This is a genomic window from Photobacterium sp. GB-56 (assembly GCF_003026105.1).
Lineage (GTDB): Bacteria > Pseudomonadota > Gammaproteobacteria > Enterobacterales > Vibrionaceae > Photobacterium.
Window position 1 is genome coordinate 107,015 of sequence record NZ_PYNW01000012.1, and the last position, 16,835, is coordinate 123,849.

At 38.6% G+C, this 16,835-nt stretch carries 18 protein-coding genes; 4 read left to right on the forward strand and 14 right to left on the reverse strand.

The window, feature by feature from the left end:
- Positions 1 to 369: 369 nt before the first annotated feature.
- The gene (locus C9J42_RS15830) at positions 370 to 1,299 is read left to right on the forward strand and encodes a VirK/YbjX family protein (protein ID WP_107291226.1); all 930 of its coding nucleotides are present in this window, start codon (positions 370 to 372) and stop codon (positions 1,297 to 1,299) included.
- Positions 1,300 to 1,765: 466 nt separating this feature from the next.
- On the opposite strand, the gene C9J42_RS15835 is transcribed toward C9J42_RS15830, so the two are convergent.
- The gene (locus C9J42_RS15835; RefSeq protein ID WP_107206822.1) at positions 1,766 to 2,170 is read right to left on the reverse strand and encodes a DUF2007 domain-containing protein; all 405 of its coding nucleotides are present in this window, start codon (positions 2,168 to 2,170) and stop codon (positions 1,766 to 1,768) included.
- A gap of 111 nt (positions 2,171 to 2,281) precedes the next feature.
- Positions 2,282 to 4,657, reverse strand: coding sequence for a phosphoenolpyruvate synthase (gene ppsA, locus C9J42_RS15840; RefSeq protein ID WP_107206821.1), 2,376 nt, complete (start codon positions 4,655 to 4,657; stop codon positions 2,282 to 2,284).
- 168 nt (positions 4,658 to 4,825) lie between these two features.
- Between ppsA and C9J42_RS15845 the strand changes: the two genes are divergently transcribed.
- Positions 4,826 to 5,659, forward strand: a complete 834-nt coding sequence (locus C9J42_RS15845) for a pyruvate, water dikinase regulatory protein (protein ID WP_107206820.1) — start codon at positions 4,826 to 4,828, stop codon at positions 5,657 to 5,659.
- 160 nt (positions 5,660 to 5,819) lie between these two features.
- Here the strand turns inward: C9J42_RS15845 and C9J42_RS15850 are convergent, their stop codons facing one another.
- The 8 genes from C9J42_RS15850 to ugpB all read right to left on the reverse strand — a co-directional run bounded on the left by C9J42_RS15850 (position 5,820) and on the right by ugpB (position 12,618).
- Positions 5,820 to 6,245 carry a lysozyme inhibitor LprI family protein gene (locus tag C9J42_RS15850; RefSeq protein WP_107206819.1) on the reverse strand — a complete coding sequence of 142 codons (426 nt, stop codon included), beginning with the start codon at positions 6,243 to 6,245 and terminating at the stop codon, positions 5,820 to 5,822.
- A gap of 91 nt (positions 6,246 to 6,336) precedes the next feature.
- On the reverse strand, positions 6,337 to 6,879 hold the full coding sequence (locus C9J42_RS15855) for a DinB family protein (RefSeq protein ID WP_107302153.1): 543 nt from the start codon (positions 6,877 to 6,879) through the stop codon (positions 6,337 to 6,339).
- Between the two features lie 75 nt (positions 6,880 to 6,954).
- Complete coding sequence (locus tag C9J42_RS15860; RefSeq protein ID WP_107206817.1) at positions 6,955 to 7,380, reverse strand: N-acetyltransferase; 426 nt, start codon at positions 7,378 to 7,380, stop codon at positions 6,955 to 6,957.
- Positions 7,381 to 7,576: 196 nt separating this feature from the next.
- Positions 7,577 to 8,389: an HAD-IIB family hydrolase gene (locus tag C9J42_RS15865; protein ID WP_107302154.1), complete on the reverse strand. Its 813-nt coding sequence runs from the start codon at positions 8,387 to 8,389 to the stop codon at positions 7,577 to 7,579.
- On the reverse strand, positions 8,382 to 9,497 hold the full coding sequence (locus C9J42_RS15870) for a sn-glycerol-3-phosphate import ATP-binding protein UgpC (protein ID WP_107302155.1): 1,116 nt from the start codon (positions 9,495 to 9,497) through the stop codon (positions 8,382 to 8,384). Before C9J42_RS15870 ends, C9J42_RS15865 begins: the two co-directional genes overlap by 8 nt.
- On the reverse strand, positions 9,498 to 10,346 hold the full coding sequence (gene ugpE, locus C9J42_RS15875) for a sn-glycerol-3-phosphate ABC transporter permease UgpE (RefSeq protein WP_107247233.1): 849 nt from the start codon (positions 10,344 to 10,346) through the stop codon (positions 9,498 to 9,500). It lies immediately after the preceding gene.
- Positions 10,346 to 11,227 carry a sn-glycerol-3-phosphate ABC transporter permease UgpA gene (gene ugpA, locus C9J42_RS15880; RefSeq protein ID WP_045082377.1) on the reverse strand — a complete coding sequence of 294 codons (882 nt, stop codon included), beginning with the start codon at positions 11,225 to 11,227 and terminating at the stop codon, positions 10,346 to 10,348. Before ugpA ends, ugpE begins: the two co-directional genes overlap by 1 nt.
- Before the next feature lie 80 nt (positions 11,228 to 11,307).
- On the reverse strand, positions 11,308 to 12,618 hold the full coding sequence (gene ugpB, locus C9J42_RS15885; protein WP_107302156.1) for a sn-glycerol-3-phosphate ABC transporter substrate-binding protein UgpB: 1,311 nt from the start codon (positions 12,616 to 12,618) through the stop codon (positions 11,308 to 11,310).
- A gap of 228 nt (positions 12,619 to 12,846) precedes the next feature.
- Between ugpB and C9J42_RS15890 the strand changes: the two genes are divergently transcribed.
- Positions 12,847 to 13,566 carry a glycerophosphoryl diester phosphodiesterase gene (locus tag C9J42_RS15890; RefSeq protein WP_107294458.1) on the forward strand — a complete coding sequence of 240 codons (720 nt, stop codon included), beginning with the start codon at positions 12,847 to 12,849 and terminating at the stop codon, positions 13,564 to 13,566.
- Between the two features lie 26 nt (positions 13,567 to 13,592).
- Complete coding sequence (locus C9J42_RS15895; RefSeq protein ID WP_107302157.1) at positions 13,593 to 14,360, forward strand: DeoR/GlpR family DNA-binding transcription regulator; 768 nt, start codon at positions 13,593 to 13,595, stop codon at positions 14,358 to 14,360.
- Between the two features lie 146 nt (positions 14,361 to 14,506).
- Here the strand turns inward: C9J42_RS15895 and C9J42_RS15900 are convergent, their stop codons facing one another.
- The 4 genes from C9J42_RS15900 to C9J42_RS15915 all read right to left on the reverse strand — a co-directional run bounded on the left by C9J42_RS15900 (position 14,507) and on the right by C9J42_RS15915 (position 16,519).
- Positions 14,507 to 14,725: a DUF6500 family protein gene (locus C9J42_RS15900; protein WP_107287792.1), complete on the reverse strand. Its 219-nt coding sequence runs from the start codon at positions 14,723 to 14,725 to the stop codon at positions 14,507 to 14,509.
- 144 nt (positions 14,726 to 14,869) lie between these two features.
- Complete coding sequence (locus C9J42_RS15905; protein ID WP_107206808.1) at positions 14,870 to 15,262, reverse strand: DUF3592 domain-containing protein; 393 nt, start codon at positions 15,260 to 15,262, stop codon at positions 14,870 to 14,872.
- A gap of 17 nt (positions 15,263 to 15,279) precedes the next feature.
- Positions 15,280 to 16,293: a Gfo/Idh/MocA family protein gene (locus C9J42_RS15910; RefSeq protein WP_107302158.1), complete on the reverse strand. Its 1,014-nt coding sequence runs from the start codon at positions 16,291 to 16,293 to the stop codon at positions 15,280 to 15,282.
- A gap of 1 nt (position 16,294) precedes the next feature.
- Complete coding sequence (locus C9J42_RS15915) at positions 16,295 to 16,519, reverse strand: DMT family transporter (protein WP_233220751.1); 225 nt, start codon at positions 16,517 to 16,519, stop codon at positions 16,295 to 16,297.
- Between the last annotated feature and the right edge of the window lie 316 nt (positions 16,520 to 16,835).

A 16,835-nucleotide genomic window follows, 5' to 3' on the forward strand; every position in this document is an offset into this window, starting at 1 on the left:
TGGCTGAACTTTGCAAACATATTAATATACGCGTTAAATAACAGACAAACTTTAACTAAAAAACAGCCATTAATTACCTTTTCATTGGTAGTGAATAAACATTAATCTACTTTATAACACCCGCCACATGTTACAGGTAGAAACACTTTTTTCATAAAAAGCTATAAAAACAACGCTATTGTTTTTATAAATGAATAAAACCTCAATAATGTTGAATATGATTAACAATGAAAATACTAGATTTCAAATATTAACATTCCGTTCAGCCTTTATTAAACAAACACTGTTTAATTTGTAATTTATATTTAAGTCTTATTAATAGAAAAATATCCATAATTAAAAATATAAATATCTACAAGGTTTATCAAAATGTCTCATTTAGCCATCACATCAAACACGGTATTTAAGCGTGGATCATTTTTATCCAACATGCTTTATCCAAACATCAAAGGAATGGATAAAATAAGAAAAAAATTTCGTCTCTATTGCTGGTGCGTTTTCTCACCCAAAGTTACTGATGAAGTAATGGGCTACTTCGATAACCCATTACTTCAACAATTAATCACGGTATATCCGTCATTTATTGAAAAACCACTTAAGCCATATGGCTGTGTGGCATGGGATAAAAAACAAAGAATGCAGATGTTGAAAAAACATCTTCAATTTATGCTGAACAACTTTTCTTCAAAACTTTTAAATATATACCAGCATGAAGGTCTTAAGTTATCTCAAATAACAGATAAAAATGACAACGTATACAATATCTATCTTGATGCTGGTTACTCAAGAGAAGGATCACTGGGTCTCACGCTCACAGATAGTAACAACAAGCAATTATATTGTATTAGTTTTACCGTTAATCAAGATCAAAGCCATTTACATATTGGTGCTTTACAAGGCCCAGACAGTGATATTGAGAACCGTCAAGAACTCATCAAAGAGTTAACAAAAGGACTATATGGCTTACGTCCTAAGGCATTAATGGTGGAATTAGCTCTCATTTTTGCTGATGCTTATCAATTAAAAAACATTACCGCTGTCAGTAATAAAGGTCACATTTATCAAGCACTCCGTTATATCGGTTCAAAACGTCATGCGGTTAGCTGTGACTATGACCAGATCTGGCAAGAATATCAGGGTGTTAAAGAAAGTAACGTAACCTATAAATTACCTTTATTACCAGAGCGAAAAGACTTGAGCACACTCAATCGTAATAAACGCAAGCTGTATAAAAACCGTTATCAGTGGCTGGATGAATTAAAACAAACATTACCGTTAGCACTTAAATCGGTAAATTAATAAAGTAAATATGAATGATATTCGTCTTTATTACTCATGTTTCTAATCTTATTTAATTAAAAAAATTAGCGTTAAATGACCATAAACAGAAAAACCGCTCACAAGGAGCGGTCTTTATGTCGATGGGTGTGCGAACCATCAATTATTAATTATCAATTCAGGAAATTTAGCTAGATAAATAATGAGGAAATCATATATCAAACTACACTCCTCTTCAAACAGATATAACGCGCTATTTAATTGAATAATCAACTACTTTTAAAAAACGTGATCATTTTTAAAAGTTCAAGGTTACGTACTAGAAAAAAGGGTGATAAATGACAGACATAGAAAAGTCGTTATGTAATCAAATAAACATTTAGTAAACTGAAGTATCTAGATTAACGTTCCGTTATCGTATCCCGTTAAACATTCTTTTGTAACAGCGTGCGGATAAGTAATAGCATTAAGCTAATACTTTAAAATTTTACAACTCCTCACTAAATTTACCACACTGGTTACATTTATAACCATGTTGATATGTAAACAAAGGGAAACCTAGCACAATAAACATTAAAAATGCTGGGCGCTTACCTTTCGTATAAGTCACTACATCATGACTACCGCAATAAGCACAATGTTCATGCTCGTTATCATAAGGTGGTATTTGTTCTTCTAACGCATCAGAAAAATCACTTTCAAGTAGCACTCTCGCTGACTCTATATCTTTTTCTTCTACCAACAAACGCACTCCCCCCATTGCATTAGAATAAAGCCATTGCGTATTGACCGTAAATTCGTCAGCAAGGCAACAGTGAATACCGGCACTTTCTAGATTGGCTTTCGCTATATGCGCTTCATGTGCAAAAGAAAATCGCTCTACAACAACCATATGTCCTCCTAACTTAGGTGTACGACACTTAATTTTCAATCTGCTATAAAAAAGCTCTGATCATTAATCAGAGCTTAATTTTACCTTTAGCAACTAAACCTAACCTGTCTGCTAATGATTTTTATTTACATCACCTAGCTTTAACCAAGTATTGATCACAGTATCCGGGTTTAGTGAAACAGAACTAATACCTTGCTCCATTAACCATTTTGCTAAATCATCATGATCTGATGGTCCTTGACCACAAATACCGACGTACTTGCCCGCTTTCGTTGCTGCATCAATCGCCATTTTCAGCATAGCTTTAACCGCAGGGTTACGCTCATCAAAGAGATGCGCAACATCACCAGAATCACGATCCAAACCTAGCGTTAACTGAGTCATGTCGTTCGAACCAATCGAGAAACCATCAAAGTATTTCAAGAAATCATCCGCTAATACGGCATTTGATGGCAGTTCACACATCATGATCACTTTCAAACCTTGATCGCCTCGGCGTAAATCATTTTTTGCCAGTAACTCAATCACAGATGCAGCTTCACTCGGCGTACGTACAAACGGGATCATAATTTCAACGTTCTTTAACCCCATTTCATTACGAACACGTTTCATCGCTTGTGTTTCAAGTTCAAAGCAATCTTCAAATACCGGTGATATATAACGAGAAGCACCACGGAAACCCAACATAGGGTTTTCTTCATGGGGTTCAAATTCTTTACCACCAATTAAATTACTGTACTCATTCGATTTGAAATCAGACATACGAACAATCACACGCTTAGGCCAGAACGCTGCAGCAATGGTAGAAATGCCTTCGGTTAACTTGCTAACATAAAAATCAATAGGATCGTTATAGCCCTTAATTTTCTCTCGAATTTGCGCTTTTAACTCGTCACTTTGTGCATCAAAGTTCAATAATGCTTTCGGGTGAATACCAATCATTTTATTGATGATAAATTCTAAACGCGCTAAACCTACGCCTTCATTCGGTAATTGTGCAAAATCAAACGCACGCTCTGGATTACCGACGTTCATCATCACTTTAGTTGGTAATATTGGTAATTCATCTACCTCAGAGCGTCGAACTTCATAGTTCAATTCGCCTTGGTAAACATAACCTGTTTCACCTTCTGCACATGAAGCGGTAATAACAGCACCATCTGTTAATACTTCTGTAGCGTTACCACAACCCACAATCGCAGGGATGCCTAATTCACGAGCGATAATGGCAGCATGGCAAGTACGACCGCCACGGTTAGTAATAATCGCAGATGCACGTTTCATCACAGGTTCCCAATCAGGATCTGTCATATCTGTGACGAGTACATCCCCTTCTTGTACCAGTGACATTTGATCAAGCGAATCAACCAGGCGTACTTTACCGCTACCAATACGTTGACCAATCGCGCGACCTTCTAATAACACATCCGCTTTATTGTTCAGCTCATAGCGTTCAATTACGTTTTGAGATCCTTGCGAACACACTGTTTCTGGACGTGCTTGAACAATGTACAGCTTGCCATCAATACCATCTTTCGCCCATTCAATGTCCATCGGACGTTGATAGTGCTTTTCAATGATCATTGCTTGTTTAGCAAGCTCTTTAATTTCTTCATCATTAATCGAGAACTGATATTGTTCTTCATCTGTGGTATCAACAATGTCTACTTGTTTACCAATTTCTTGATTATCAGAGTAGATCATCTTGATGAGTTTTGAACCAAAGTTCTTTCTTACTATTGGTGCATGCCCAGCTTCTAACATTGGTTTATGGACATAAAATTCATCAGGGTTAACTGCCCCCTGAACCACCATTTCACCTAAACCCCAAGAAGAGGTAATAAACACCACTTGATCAAAGCCTGATTCAGTATCAAGCGTAAACATCACCCCTGACGCTGCTTTATCAGAGCGCACCATGCGCTGAATACCTGCAGACAGTGCAATACCCTTATGATCAAAACCTTGGTGAACGCGATAAGAAATGGCGCGATCATTAAATAGCGAGGCATAAACGTGTTTCGTTGCCTCTAAAACGGCATCAACACCTTTTACATTAAGAAATGTTTCTTGTTGACCCGCAAAGGAAGCATCAGGTAAATCTTCAGCGGTTGCAGACGATCGAACCGCAACGGAAAGTGCTTGGTTACCATCAATCAATTCAAGGTAATCACGACGGATACTCTGTTCTAATTCAACAGGAAATGGCGCAGCTAAAATCCAGTTACGGATTGTCGCCCCAGTGCGCTGAAGTGCTTCAACATCATTAACATCAAGAGCGCCAAGCAAATCGTAAATACGATTATTTAGCCCTTCATACTCTAAAAACTCATGGAATGCGTAAGAGGTAGTCGCGAATCCGTTAGGAACAGACACTCCCGCATTTGAAAGGTTTGATACCATTTCACCAAGCGAGGCATTTTTTCCGCCAACTTGGTTCACATCATTCATTGATAAAGTGTTGAACCAAAGGGTGTACTTTTGCATGTGTATCTCCGAAATAATTCAGCTACCAATTAAAAGCAATCGTTTGCGTTGCTGCGTAAAAAAAACCACTTTTTCGTCAGGTTGTGGCATTAGTTACAGAACGTACGACGACTTTTCTATACTTTATTCACATCTTATCTCAAAAATAAATCCTTATTTGAACTTATTATGCATCACAAAATTGAAACTCGTGACGTGTTCTACATTTCTGATGGAACCGCCATAACATGTCAAACCGTTGGTCATGCTGTCCTTGCGCAGTTTCCATTAAAAGTCAATGAGCAGACTTTCCCTTTTACTGAAAATGGGCACAAGGTCGCTGAAGTGGTAAAAGAGATAGAGCGATCTTTTTTAGCGACGGGAGAAAAGCCTTTAGTTTTCTTCTCTATGGTCGTACCTGAAATTAAACAACAGCTATTGTCAGCCAATGCACTGTTCTACGATGTATTACAAACCATGGTTAATTTTGTTGCCGACGATCTACAGCTAGAGCCCAAGCCACAATTGCAACGCTCACACAGTGTTGGTAAGGATCAAGACGGTTATTTTGATCGAATAGCGGCTATCGAATACACCCTTTCCCACGATGACGGTATTTCTCTTCGTGGTTTAGAGGAAGCTGATTTGATATTACTTGGCGTATCACGCAGTGGGAAAACGCCCACCAGCCTTTATATGGCAATGCAATTTGGTTTAAGAGTGGTGAACTACCCATTTATTGCCGAAGATCTTGCCAAACTTCGTTTACTGCCTGAATTTGAAATACATAGACATAAGCTTTTTGGCCTAACTATAGATCCAGAAAGATTGACAGAAATCCGCAACAACCGTCTCGCCAATAGTGATTATGCCAGTGAAAGCCAATGTGAGTCTGAACTGTTCAGTGTAGAGAGTTTATTTCGCAGAGAAGCGATCCCCTATATCAATACATCCAGCATGTCCGTCGAAGAGATCTCAACCAGAATATTAGAAAGAACAGGATTAAAACGCCGTCTGTTTTAGCCCTTCATTAAAGGCAAAGAAAATAAAGCTCTGAATACATACACGTGAACAGAGCTCTTATTTATTCAATTACAACGCGTTAGCTGAGATTTTTTATTGAGAGTAATATGCATTAATAACAGTTACTTGCAAACATCCCCTTCTCTAACACATCAAAAAATCACTTTTTAAAATAGGTTGAAGGCTCAGGTAAAACAGGTGGTGTACTATCCATATATGTTAAAAAATGCATCCAAATATCATGCGTTCTTTCTTTGGTTAATTGAGTTTTACAATCCAATGCCATGACATTACGAATAGTTCCCTCACGCCATTGGGTGTAAACCGCATTACATTGCGCTTTCATATACACTTCCCAATCTTTTTGCGCTTGCTCTATCGCCTTCACTAACTCGGGATCTTTTTTATTGTGCTCAACGCTGGCAGCTAAATATTTGGACAATTCATCTTGTGCAGAGGCTAGCGTTAACGAGGCACAATCATTAATTTCCAACGTGTTACGTGGGTTATCGCAATCTAATACTTTTTTGGCTGCAAAAGACGGGAACGACAAACAAACAAATATAATTAGCCAGTACTTTTTCATCGATAAGCCTCATTTAAATATAAGCAACAAGTGTTAACAAAGAGATTAGCTCAATTATAGCGTTATGAATCTAGTCTACCCGAAAATACATCTAGCAACGGGCCCCTTCTGGCACAATTATGGGTAAATCTGTACAACCGAAATCAACCCCAAACTGACTCAATAGACAGGTCATTTGACCGCGATGATGCGTTTGGTGATTAAAAATATGCTGACAAAACTCACCAACATAGCGTTCAATGAGCTGACCATCTGTTGTTGTATATCTCACGACTTCATTACAGGTTGCTACGGTAAATCCCTTTGTTATATCAATATACACAGCATCAACTAACGAACGTAATTGTGATAGTTCGTCCATTGTTGTTACAAATGTTTCATTAATCCTTTTCGCTACCGGTAACTGCTCTAGGATTTCCGAATTAACCTCAACAATATTATTAGCAATTAAACGTCGCAGCATAATTAAGTCGCCAAACAGAATATGATTCCAATGCGCCATTACAGTTGGAAAAAATGCATTGGTATTTTGAAACAGTTGTTCATCTGTAAGCTGTTTACATGCATTTAAAAGCTGATTATTCATCCGCTGATTGTATATTGCCAACATTCTAAAATTTGAGGATAAATCCATTTTTGCCTCTTATTATCATGACTTATTTATTAAAAAGTACCACTCAGCAAATTAAACTACTGGTATGTAATTTTGTTATAACACTTTTACCAAAAAGTACGTTTTATGCCCTTTGGGCGAATCATCAATTTCGCCATAGACTTTAAATCCCAGCTTTTCATAAAACGGTTTTGCTTGAAAATCTAACGTCTCAGTACGTATTTGTGTTAATTGTTTTTCTTTCGCTAACGCCACTAATTGTTCAATAAGTTGAGAGCCTACACCATGCCCACGCGTTTCTTCAGAAAGCCAAAGTAACTCCAATACGCAATAACTCCACACCACACTTGCTTGCAGCCCACCGACATATTCACCTTGATCATTCTGCGCCATAATCGCAAAACGTAAACCTGATTCAAACTCTCCATCACTCGGTAAATACGTTGCGTTAAAAGCGCTGATACCATCACTTATCACTTGTAATTGATGCTCAGAGGGTTGAACAGATACTTCAATTTTCAATGTTTGCTCCAATGACGATAAAGAAAATATTAACGCGAAGAAATTAGCATGAAAATTATCTTAATGCTTTGGGTTATCGGCTATTCTGCGACGTCAGTTAGCATCATTAATAACAAGTAAAAACACGATTTCAGTGTAATCAGTTATTAAAAAAGAAATCGCTAATAAAAAAGCACTCAATTGAGTGCTTTTTTAATTAATGGGTTTGTTTTGCCTTAACTATCTTTTCCGCTAATTCGGCAAACCCATATCCCCCATTTTCTGTCGTAATAAATTGGGGATGATGAATTAACTTAGGTAATAATGCGCGGATATTATTAACCCCAAACGTTAATGGCAGCCATGCAAACATACCTTCATCATTTAAAGAATCGCCAATATAACTGACTTCAGTTAAATCAAGTTTTTCATGGAGTGCAAATTGTTTTAAGTAAGCTTCACTCGTTTGCTGTTTACTATGATTACCGACCCAAGCATTAATATGAATTGAGCTTTGTGTTGCATGAACTCTCTGCCCTTCAATATCAAGATGCTTTATTTCTTCAAGAATGTTTTTTGTTACATCCGAAGATAACGGCAGTCTATCTTGTGCAATATTGACGGCAACATCACAAAATCGAAAAGGCTGATCAAGGCTCAAACTTACATCTGGATAATCCAGTAACAGACTCTCAATCGCATGGCTCAGTGTTTGTTGTTCTCTTTTCATCATCTCAGCGTTACGAATATAGTGTGTCGTAAAACCTTGCTGATCTTTACGCATCCAAAACGCGCCATTTTCGCCAATAACACCATGTAAAGGCCATAACTTTGCCATTTGATCGCACCAGCCTGCACATGCGCCCGTAACAGCAATAACGTTAACACCAACGGCTTCAAGCTTACTTAATGCTTGTAACGTCTCGGGCGGTAACTTACCTTCCCACGTTAACGTATCATCGACATCTGTCAGTAACCATTTCAGCTTTTTCAACTGATGAACATCTACGTTGTCCAATGACTCAACCATTCACCACTCCAAGAATCACTTCTTCATTTTGTTTGAAGTGATCATAAGGTATACGTTTTGAAGTGTCACAATCAAATAAATGGATATTTTCAGGTTTGATATTCACACCTAAAGTATCGCCCATTTTTATTGGGCTGTGCCCTTCTACTCGTAAAACGAGCTGCTGTGATTGCGCCTCTTGTGTCTGACAATAAAGCAATAAGTCAGCTCCTAATGCTTCAATAAACTCTACTTCAACGTTAAACCAAGGCTGCTCATTATCAATTTGTAGATGTTCTGGACGCAGCCCAAGCTTCACTTTCTTTTGCTCTAAAGAATTTGCTGATAGTGATTTTACACGGCCATTTAGCTCAATACCTTGAGACGTCATATTCGCATCAAGAATGTTCATTGAAGGAGAGCCAATAAATGTCGCAACGAACAAGGAGGCTGGGTTGTCATAAATTTCTATCGGTGTCCCCACTTGCTCGACGTTACCTTTGTTCAACACCACTAACTTATCAGCCAGTGTCATTGCTTCTACCTGATCATGCGTAACATATACTGACGTCGTCCCAAGGCGACGTTGTAGCTTTTTGATTTCAAGGCGCATTTGAACACGTAACTTAGCGTCGAGATTTGATAATGGCTCATCAAAAAGGAACACCTTAGGGTGCCTTACAATAGCTCGTCCCATAGCGACGCGCTGACGTTGGCCTCCCGATAATTGATTAGGCTTGCGATCCAATAAATGATCAAGCTCTAACATGGTCGCCGCTTCATTGACTAATCGTTCAATCTCGTGTTTTGGCGTTTTACGGTTACGTAAACCATAAGCCATATTATTAAATACTGTCATGTGCGGATATAAGGCATAGTTTTGAAAAACCATCGCAATATCACGCTCACCTGGTTCGAGATCATTGACCCGTGTCGTATCTATGCTTAAATCACCTGATGATATTTCTTCAAGCCCTGCAATCATTCGAAGCAATGTTGATTTACCACAACCACTTGGACCAACTAATACCACCATTTCACCGTCTGAAATATCAAGGTTCAGTTCATGAATTGCTTTAAAACCATTAGGGTAAGATTTCGCAATTTTATTAAGCGTTAAAGTAGACATTTATTTCTCCGAATCAACTAGGCCTTTAACAAAGGCTTTTTGCATTGCTATAACAACAATGACTGGTGGTAGCATTGCGATAATCGTGGTTGCCATAATTTTGTTCCATTCAATGACGCCATCAACCACGCCCGTCATTTGCTTGATCGCCATGACGATAGTGAAATAATGGGTATCCGTCGTGATCAATAACGGCCATAAATATTGGTTCCAGCCGTAGATAAAAGTGATCACAAATAAAGCTGCGATATTGGTACGTGATAATGGTAATAAAATATCGAAAAAGAATTTTATGGGACCTGCACCATCAATCCGTGCGGCTTCAACGAGTTCATTGGGAATCGTTAAAAAGAACTGCCTAAATAAGAACGTCGCTGTTGCACTGGCAATCAATGGAATGGTTAAGCCTGAAAATGAATTCAACATCCCCAAATTACTGATCACCTCAAACGTCGGCATAATACGCACTTCAACAGGCAACATCAGGGTGAAAAAGATCAACCAAAAAGCAATCATCCTGCCACGAAAACGGAAGAAAACCACCGCATAAGCAGACATAATAGAGATTGTTAATTTACCCACAGTGATACATAGCGCCATAATAAACGAGTTAAGTAATAGCCCATTTATGGATAAAGACTTATCACTAAAAGCCGTATGCCCACTCAGTAAATCTTTAAAAATACTGAACCCAAGATCACCAAACCATAACGGAGTACTAGTCGCGAAATCATGATTCTCGTGTGTCGTTGCCACGATTGCTAACCATACGGGTAACGCGATAGAAATCACGCCAAGTATCAGCAAAAGATGACAACAAAAATTAAAAAGAGGTCTTCTTTCTACCATTAGTACGCTACCTTCTTTTCAACATACTTAAATTGAATAACCGTTAATAAAGCCACCAATATCATTAGGATCACCGACTGTGCCGCAGAGCCACCTAAATCTAATCCGATGAAGCCATCATTAAATACCTTATAAACCAAGGTTGAGGTGCTATTACTTGGCCCGCCTTGTGTCATCGCATGAATGATCGCGAAGGTATCAAAAAAGGCGTACACAAAGTTCACGACTAATAAGAAAAAGCTCGTTGGGGAGATCAGTGGGAAACTGATCGTTAAGAAACGCTTAATAGGGCCACTGCCATCGATAGCTGCGGCTTCATGTAATGATTTAGGAACTGATTGCAGTGCCGCTAAGAAGAACAGAAAGTTATAACTGATTTGCTTCCAAGTCGAAGTAATGATCACCATCCACATCGCATGGCTGCCATTGAGTTTAGGGTTCCAATCTACGCCCAAGAAATGCAGCATATCGGTAAACACACCAATCGTTGGATCAAATAAAAATAGCCACAATGAACCAGCAACAGCCGGTGCTACAGCGTAAGGCCAAATTAAGAATGTTCGATAGGCTAATGAACCACGGATAATTTGCTCAGCTAATGCCGATAATATTAACGCACAAACTAATGCTAATACGGCAACACTAATACTGAACTGGAGCGTCGTAAAAAAAGCATCTAAATAATTAGGATCATGAAACAGGTTCATGAAGTTTTCGAGACCAACAAATTCTTGGCTCATACCAAAAGCATCTTCAAGTAGAGATGATTGATAAATCGCTTGTCCTGCCGGCCAAATAAAGAACACAAACGTGATCAGAAGTTGGGGTGCAATAAGGAAAAACGGAAGCCATTTGTTTTTAAATACAACAGGGGATGACATACAAATACCAAAATAATACAGGCAAGGTGTATATCCCCCGCCAAAATTAGCGGGGGATGAAACTTAATCAAAGAGTTAAATTATGATTTTTGTGTTCTTTCAAAGCGACGAAGCTGTGCGTCACCTCGGCTTTTCGCATTATCTAATGCTTCTTTTGCCGAAATTTTACCCGCCCATACGGCTTCAAGTTCTTCATTAATGATGTCGCGTGTTTGTAAGAAGTTACCGAAGCGTAAGCCTTTTGAATTAACCGTAGGTGTTGTCGATGTCATTTGCTTAACAGCAACATCAGTCCCAGGGTGAGTCTTGTAAAAGCCTTGCTGTTTGGTGAGTTCGTACGCTTTTTCTGTGATTGGCAAGTAGCCCGAGAATTGGTGCCAATCAGCTTGAACCGCTGGGCTTGAAAGGTAGGTAAAGAACTTAGCAACGCCTTTGTATTCTTCTTTTGAGTGTCCACGAAGTACCCATAACGATGCACCACCAATAATGGTATTTTGTGGTTTTGTCACTAATTCATCATCATAAGGTAATTGTGCAACACCGACATCTATCCCTTTCATATTCTCTTGAATACCAGCCAGACCCGCAGATGAGCCCATTGTCATTGCACACTCACCCGTATAGAAAAGCGGCATACCATCAGACTGACGTCCACCATATTTGAACAAACCTTCTTTCGCCCACTTACCCATTTGCTCAACGTGTTTAACGAAAGGCGCATTGTTAAAGGTAAATGTGGTATCTACACCATCAAAGCCATTGTTGTTGGTTGCCATAGCAACATTATTTCTGGCACCGAAGTTTTCGATTTGCGTCCAAGACTGCCATGTTGTACTAAAGCCACATTTAGCACCTGAAGCAATCAGCTTGCGAGAATCTTCTTCTACTTCTTTCCATGTTTTCGGTGGGTTAGTAATCCCTGCTTTAGCAAACATCTCTTTGTTGTAATAAAGCACTGGGGTTGAACTATTAAATGGCATCGATAGCATTTTGCCATCGTTAGTTGTGTAATAACCTGTTACGGCTGATAAATAATCGTTTTTGTTAAAAGGCTCTTTGGTGTCCGCCATCAATTCATATACAGGATAAATCGCTTTCTTAGCTCCCATCATAGTGGCAGTACCCACTTCGAAAACTTGTACAATAGCAGGCTGCTCTTGCGCTCTAAATGCAGCAATTGCACCTGTCATCGTTTCGGCATAAGTACCTTTATAAACAGGTTTGATCTCGTATTCAGATTGGCTGGCATTAAAGTTGTCGGCAATTTCATTCACCTTTTTACCTAACGCCCCACCCATAGCATGCCACCATTCAATTTCGGTCTTTGCTTGCACTTGTGTACTCATTAGCGCCGCTGCAACGGCAAGTCCTGCAATATGTTTAAAAGCCATTTTTATTCCTTGGAAACCATTTTTAACAAAAGCTGACGATTTAGCGGATGTTCACTTCTTGTGTTCCAACCACTCGTTTATTTTCAAGTGAACATTAGAAGCAAAAAGTGACATCTCGGTTACAATTGCATGAAGTAAATAAGATTAAGACTTTCAAAGCAGATGTAATAAAATTTTCATCAAACACATGGATAGTTCATTTGAAAATAACTGAAGATGGAAAAGAAAATGAAAATTACAGCTCACCGTGGTTTTTCTAGCTTAGCCCCTGAAAATACCCTTGCAGCGATGAAAGAAGCGATTAACTATGGCTGTGAGTGGATTGAAATTGACGTCCAACTAAGTGCTGATCACGTTCCTATGGTAATACACGACAAGACAGTAAACCGTTGCAGTAACGGCAAAGGGGAAGTGAGAAACTTGTCAAAAATAGAACTAAAACAGCTAGATGCTGGCTCTTGGTTTAGCGATGATTTTAGTGATGAAACCATACCGACATTAGAAGAAGTATTACAGCTAACAAGTGAAGCTAAGGTCGCGTTAAATATAGAATTAAAAATTCACGCAGGAGACGATATTCATTTGCTATGTGAAAAAGTTGCTGAAGTGATTAATAAGCTAAATATTGAACCTGAGTTAATGCTTTTCTCTAGTTTTGACCAATCAGCACTATTAACCATAAAGCAACACCTTCCTCACGTAAGAAGAGGTCAATTGTGGGAAACGATCCCAAACAATCACGCTGATGTTTTAAGCGAGCTAGACGCTTTTAGTGTTCATTGTGATTATCGTTATTTAACAGAAGATAAGGCAAAAGCAGTCAAACGCTTAGGTTATCAGCTTTACTGTTACACCCCGAACCAACCGGAACTTGTTGAAGAGCACTGGCTATGGGGAGTTGATATGATGATCACCGATACGCCACACCGTTACCTAGCAGCAAAATAATCAAATAGAGGATGGCAACATATTTCATGGATGATTTAAGTACCCGTCAACAACAAATAATGACGTTAATACATAAGCAAGAATATTGCTCAATTGAAGAATTAGCGCAACAGTTTGAAATAACGCCCCAGACGATCAGACGCGACATTAACTTACTTTGCCAACAAGGGATCGCTATGCGTCACCATGGTGGCGTTGGCCTTCCTGTTACATTGAGCAATCGAAGTTACGATGCCAGACAAATCACTAATAAAGACGAAAAACAAGAAATAGCAAGAAATGTCGCTAAAGCCATTCCCAATGGGTGTACATTATTTTTAGGTATCGGAACCACCATTGCCTGTATCGCTGAGCAATTAGTCAACCACCGAGAATTACGAGTAGTGACGAATAATTTTCAAGCCGCGCATACGCTCTCGAAGTTCGAAAATATAGAAACGTGGATACCCAGTGGTAAAATAAGAGCGAACGGTGGTGATATTGTCGACGACACAGTACTCAATTACTTTAGTCAATTTGCAGCAGACATCGGTATTATTGGCTGCGCGGGTATCAGTGAATTACCTTACGCTTCACCTCAAACCACCTATTCAGCAGAGAAAAAGCAAGCTGTGGCGATGGAGCATGAGCTAAGAGAAAGCAGAGTGAGTCAGGCGATTTTAGACAATTCGCAACAAACCTGGTTAGTCGCCAATCATACAAAATGGCAACGTAAAGCCAGTACAAAAGTTGCGCCTCTTTGCCAGTTTGATCGTGTATTCACTAACAGTAGAAAAGAGAACCAGCTATCATAATGACGTTTCTAAACATCATTTAACAACGGGTTGGTTTAATTTCCATATTTGCCAACTACCGTTATCATGAGGAAGCACTTTGCTTTCTTACCACTTAACATCAACATTGCCTCTTTTAGTAATAAAAGAAACGGCGGTGATAATAATTATTTTCCCCTCTCGACCAAATCTTTAATTTTGGATGCTTTTTCAAAATGATCGAGTTGATGCGTTTTAATCCACCACTTAGCCGCTTCCATTAACAAGTCAGGATCGTCATTTTTGTTTTTGAAAAAAGCGTAAAAAGACACACCTACATTTTCACCTTTACTGGCTATTTTCTTATTGCACACATCGATAATTTTATTTCTTAGTGATGCTCTCATTACTTCTCTTCATATTTTATATATGTGACAGTTCGAGCATAATATATGAACCATACACAGTTTGATTTATTTATCATCGAGGGTAAGTTTTTTCAACTGAACGAAAAAATAGTTACTTTATTTTCCTTTAAACATAAATAAAAATTACAATTCATGGAATAAGCCGAAATAATAAGCAGGAATAGATAGCCCTATAAATAAAAAGCCCAAACCAACGCCATTACTATTTGCTATACGAGCATTTTTTTCATCACCTTTTTGGTATAACACATCAGTATATTGGCCAATAGGTATGACTTTAGAATGAAATGATGTTTTTGATTTTACACTGTAGGTCTGTTTATTAACTGTAACTTCAAAATAAGGGCGATACATCTTTCTTTTAAGATTATCATTATCTTTTGAAAAATATTCATCATAGCTAATTATTTTACCTTGAGTCTTAATCGCATTTTTATTAAAGCGCCGATAGTCATAGCATATATAAACGCCTAAAACACTAAATAGAATTGCAGCAAAGAGAGGAACAATATTCATAATTATGCCTTAAATTATCAATTAGTTGGGGGTTTCGAACAAACTAGATAGTCAAAGCCATTATCAACGAGAGACGCTTCCATAATAGAAATAACTTGCCGACTCGTTTTTTTACACATCACATCCGAATAATTGATCTTGTTTAGAATTAGCGAAGATATATGCTCTATCTCGTATTCAAACCCACCTCCGCTAACAACCGCTGAAATTTGTGTTTGCTCACCTTTAAACGATATGTCGATTGTCTTTGGGTTCCACCATTTATTATGAATAACGATTTCTAGTTCAGGCCCTCGAATGATGGCTTCTCGTTTGAGATCACGCGTGATCGATGCGCAAATTTCACCTTTTATCTGGCCATCAAATTTAAACACAACATTTTCATCGACTTCACTTTGGCTATTATCATTAACGTACTCAACAGTGGGTTTCTCTATAGGAGTATTTGTTAATCGACACAAATCAGCATAAAACCAGAGACCGTATACACCAACATCTAAAGTCGCCCCGCCACATAACGTTGGATTAAATAAGTGCCAATCACTATCGAACTCATGCCAATTACCAAAGGAAGCTTCTATCGCGTTAATTTCAACCTTGTTTTCTTTTATAAACTGCTTCATTGCTTGATAAGCGGGAAATGCGACTGTTTTCATTGCTTCAGCTAACAGTAACCCTTTTTCTTCAGCAAGCGTCGACATCGCATCCCAATCTTGTAAGTTAGTGAATGCTGGTTTCTCTACAAGAACATGCTTTCCTTTATTTAGAAATAATTCAACCAAGCCTTTATGAAATGGGTGAATAGTCGCGATATAGACAATATCTACATTAGCGTCGTTTGCGAGTTCTGTGTAGGAACCATAACTTCTTTGGCAACCATATTGATTTGAAAAGCTATCAGCTCGCTGTTTATCTCGTGCCGCAACAGCATAGAGTTCAGCATTGTCGACTTGCATAGTCAGATCTGAAACAAAGCGATGTGCAATTTTACCAAGTCCTGCAATTCCCCAGCGTGCTTTCTGATTATTCAACTTAGTATCCTTTAATGTTTGCTTTCTGGTCTTGTCCGCGCTTGGTGACCAAGATACCCGTAAGGATACACAAAATACCCAATAAAAGGGCAAGTTCTACACCGTTACTGATAGCATCCCAAACAACTCCCGTCAGCAATTGACCGGTTATGACAAGTATTACTGTCAGCGTTGCGCCGACTTTTGATAACACATAACTATTAAGAGCGACAAACAAAGCCCCCATCACACCGCCAAGTTAATCTAATATTGGAACAATATCGACTACCCTAATGCACATTTATGCCAGCAAAATTGAAAGTATCTCTTGATTATTTAGAACAAAAATTGAGTGATAAGAGCCATATTTGGTAATGGTATTCACTCTAACTACAGAAGAGATAATGATGAGTGAGCCGAATAGCTAACTCATTTATGTCGAGTAGACGACACTTGTTACCAAGTGCCGTCCCTCTAAGAACCGTACGTGCAACTTTCACTGCATACGGCTCAAGCCTCCACTAAGGCACCGATTGGCACCCAGCAACTTACAAAGCAGCGAG

Bases quoted from the DNA above. Each gene is read 5' to 3' on its own strand.
- ugpA (WP_045082377.1), bottom strand. From the start codon at position 11,227: ATGTCATCCCCTGTTGTATTTAAAAACAAATGGCTTCCGTTTTTCCTT.
- C9J42_RS15900 (WP_107287792.1), bottom strand. From the start codon at position 14,725: ATGAGAGCATCACTAAGAAATAAAATTATCGATGTGTGCAATAAGAAA.
- ugpB (WP_107302156.1), bottom strand. From the start codon at position 12,618: ATGGCTTTTAAACATATTGCAGGACTTGCCGTTGCAGCGGCGCTAATG.
- ugpE (WP_107247233.1), bottom strand. From the start codon at position 10,346: ATGGTAGAAAGAAGACCTCTTTTTAATTTTTGTTGTCATCTTTTGCTG.
- C9J42_RS15905 (WP_107206808.1), bottom strand. From the start codon at position 15,262: ATGAATATTGTTCCTCTCTTTGCTGCAATTCTATTTAGTGTTTTAGGC.
- C9J42_RS15830 (WP_107291226.1), top strand. From the start codon at position 370: ATGTCTCATTTAGCCATCACATCAAACACGGTATTTAAGCGTGGATCA.
- C9J42_RS15870 (WP_107302155.1), bottom strand. From the start codon at position 9,497: ATGTCTACTTTAACGCTTAATAAAATTGCGAAATCTTACCCTAATGGT.
- ppsA (WP_107206821.1), bottom strand. From the start codon at position 4,657: ATGCAAAAGTACACCCTTTGGTTCAACACTTTATCAATGAATGATGTG.
- C9J42_RS15865 (WP_107302154.1), bottom strand. From the start codon at position 8,389: ATGGTTGAGTCATTGGACAACGTAGATGTTCATCAGTTGAAAAAGCTG.
- C9J42_RS15895 (WP_107302157.1), top strand. From the start codon at position 13,593: ATGGATGATTTAAGTACCCGTCAACAACAAATAATGACGTTAATACAT.
- C9J42_RS15845 (WP_107206820.1), top strand. From the start codon at position 4,826: ATGCATCACAAAATTGAAACTCGTGACGTGTTCTACATTTCTGATGGA.
- C9J42_RS15915 (WP_233220751.1), bottom strand. From the start codon at position 16,519: ATGGGGGCTTTGTTTGTCGCTCTTAATAGTTATGTGTTATCAAAAGTC.
- C9J42_RS15855 (WP_107302153.1), bottom strand. From the start codon at position 6,879: ATGGATTTATCCTCAAATTTTAGAATGTTGGCAATATACAATCAGCGG.
- C9J42_RS15835 (WP_107206822.1), bottom strand. From the start codon at position 2,170: ATGGTTGTTGTAGAGCGATTTTCTTTTGCACATGAAGCGCATATAGCG.
- C9J42_RS15850 (WP_107206819.1), bottom strand. From the start codon at position 6,245: ATGAAAAAGTACTGGCTAATTATATTTGTTTGTTTGTCGTTCCCGTCT.
- C9J42_RS15890 (WP_107294458.1), top strand. From the start codon at position 12,847: ATGAAAATTACAGCTCACCGTGGTTTTTCTAGCTTAGCCCCTGAAAAT.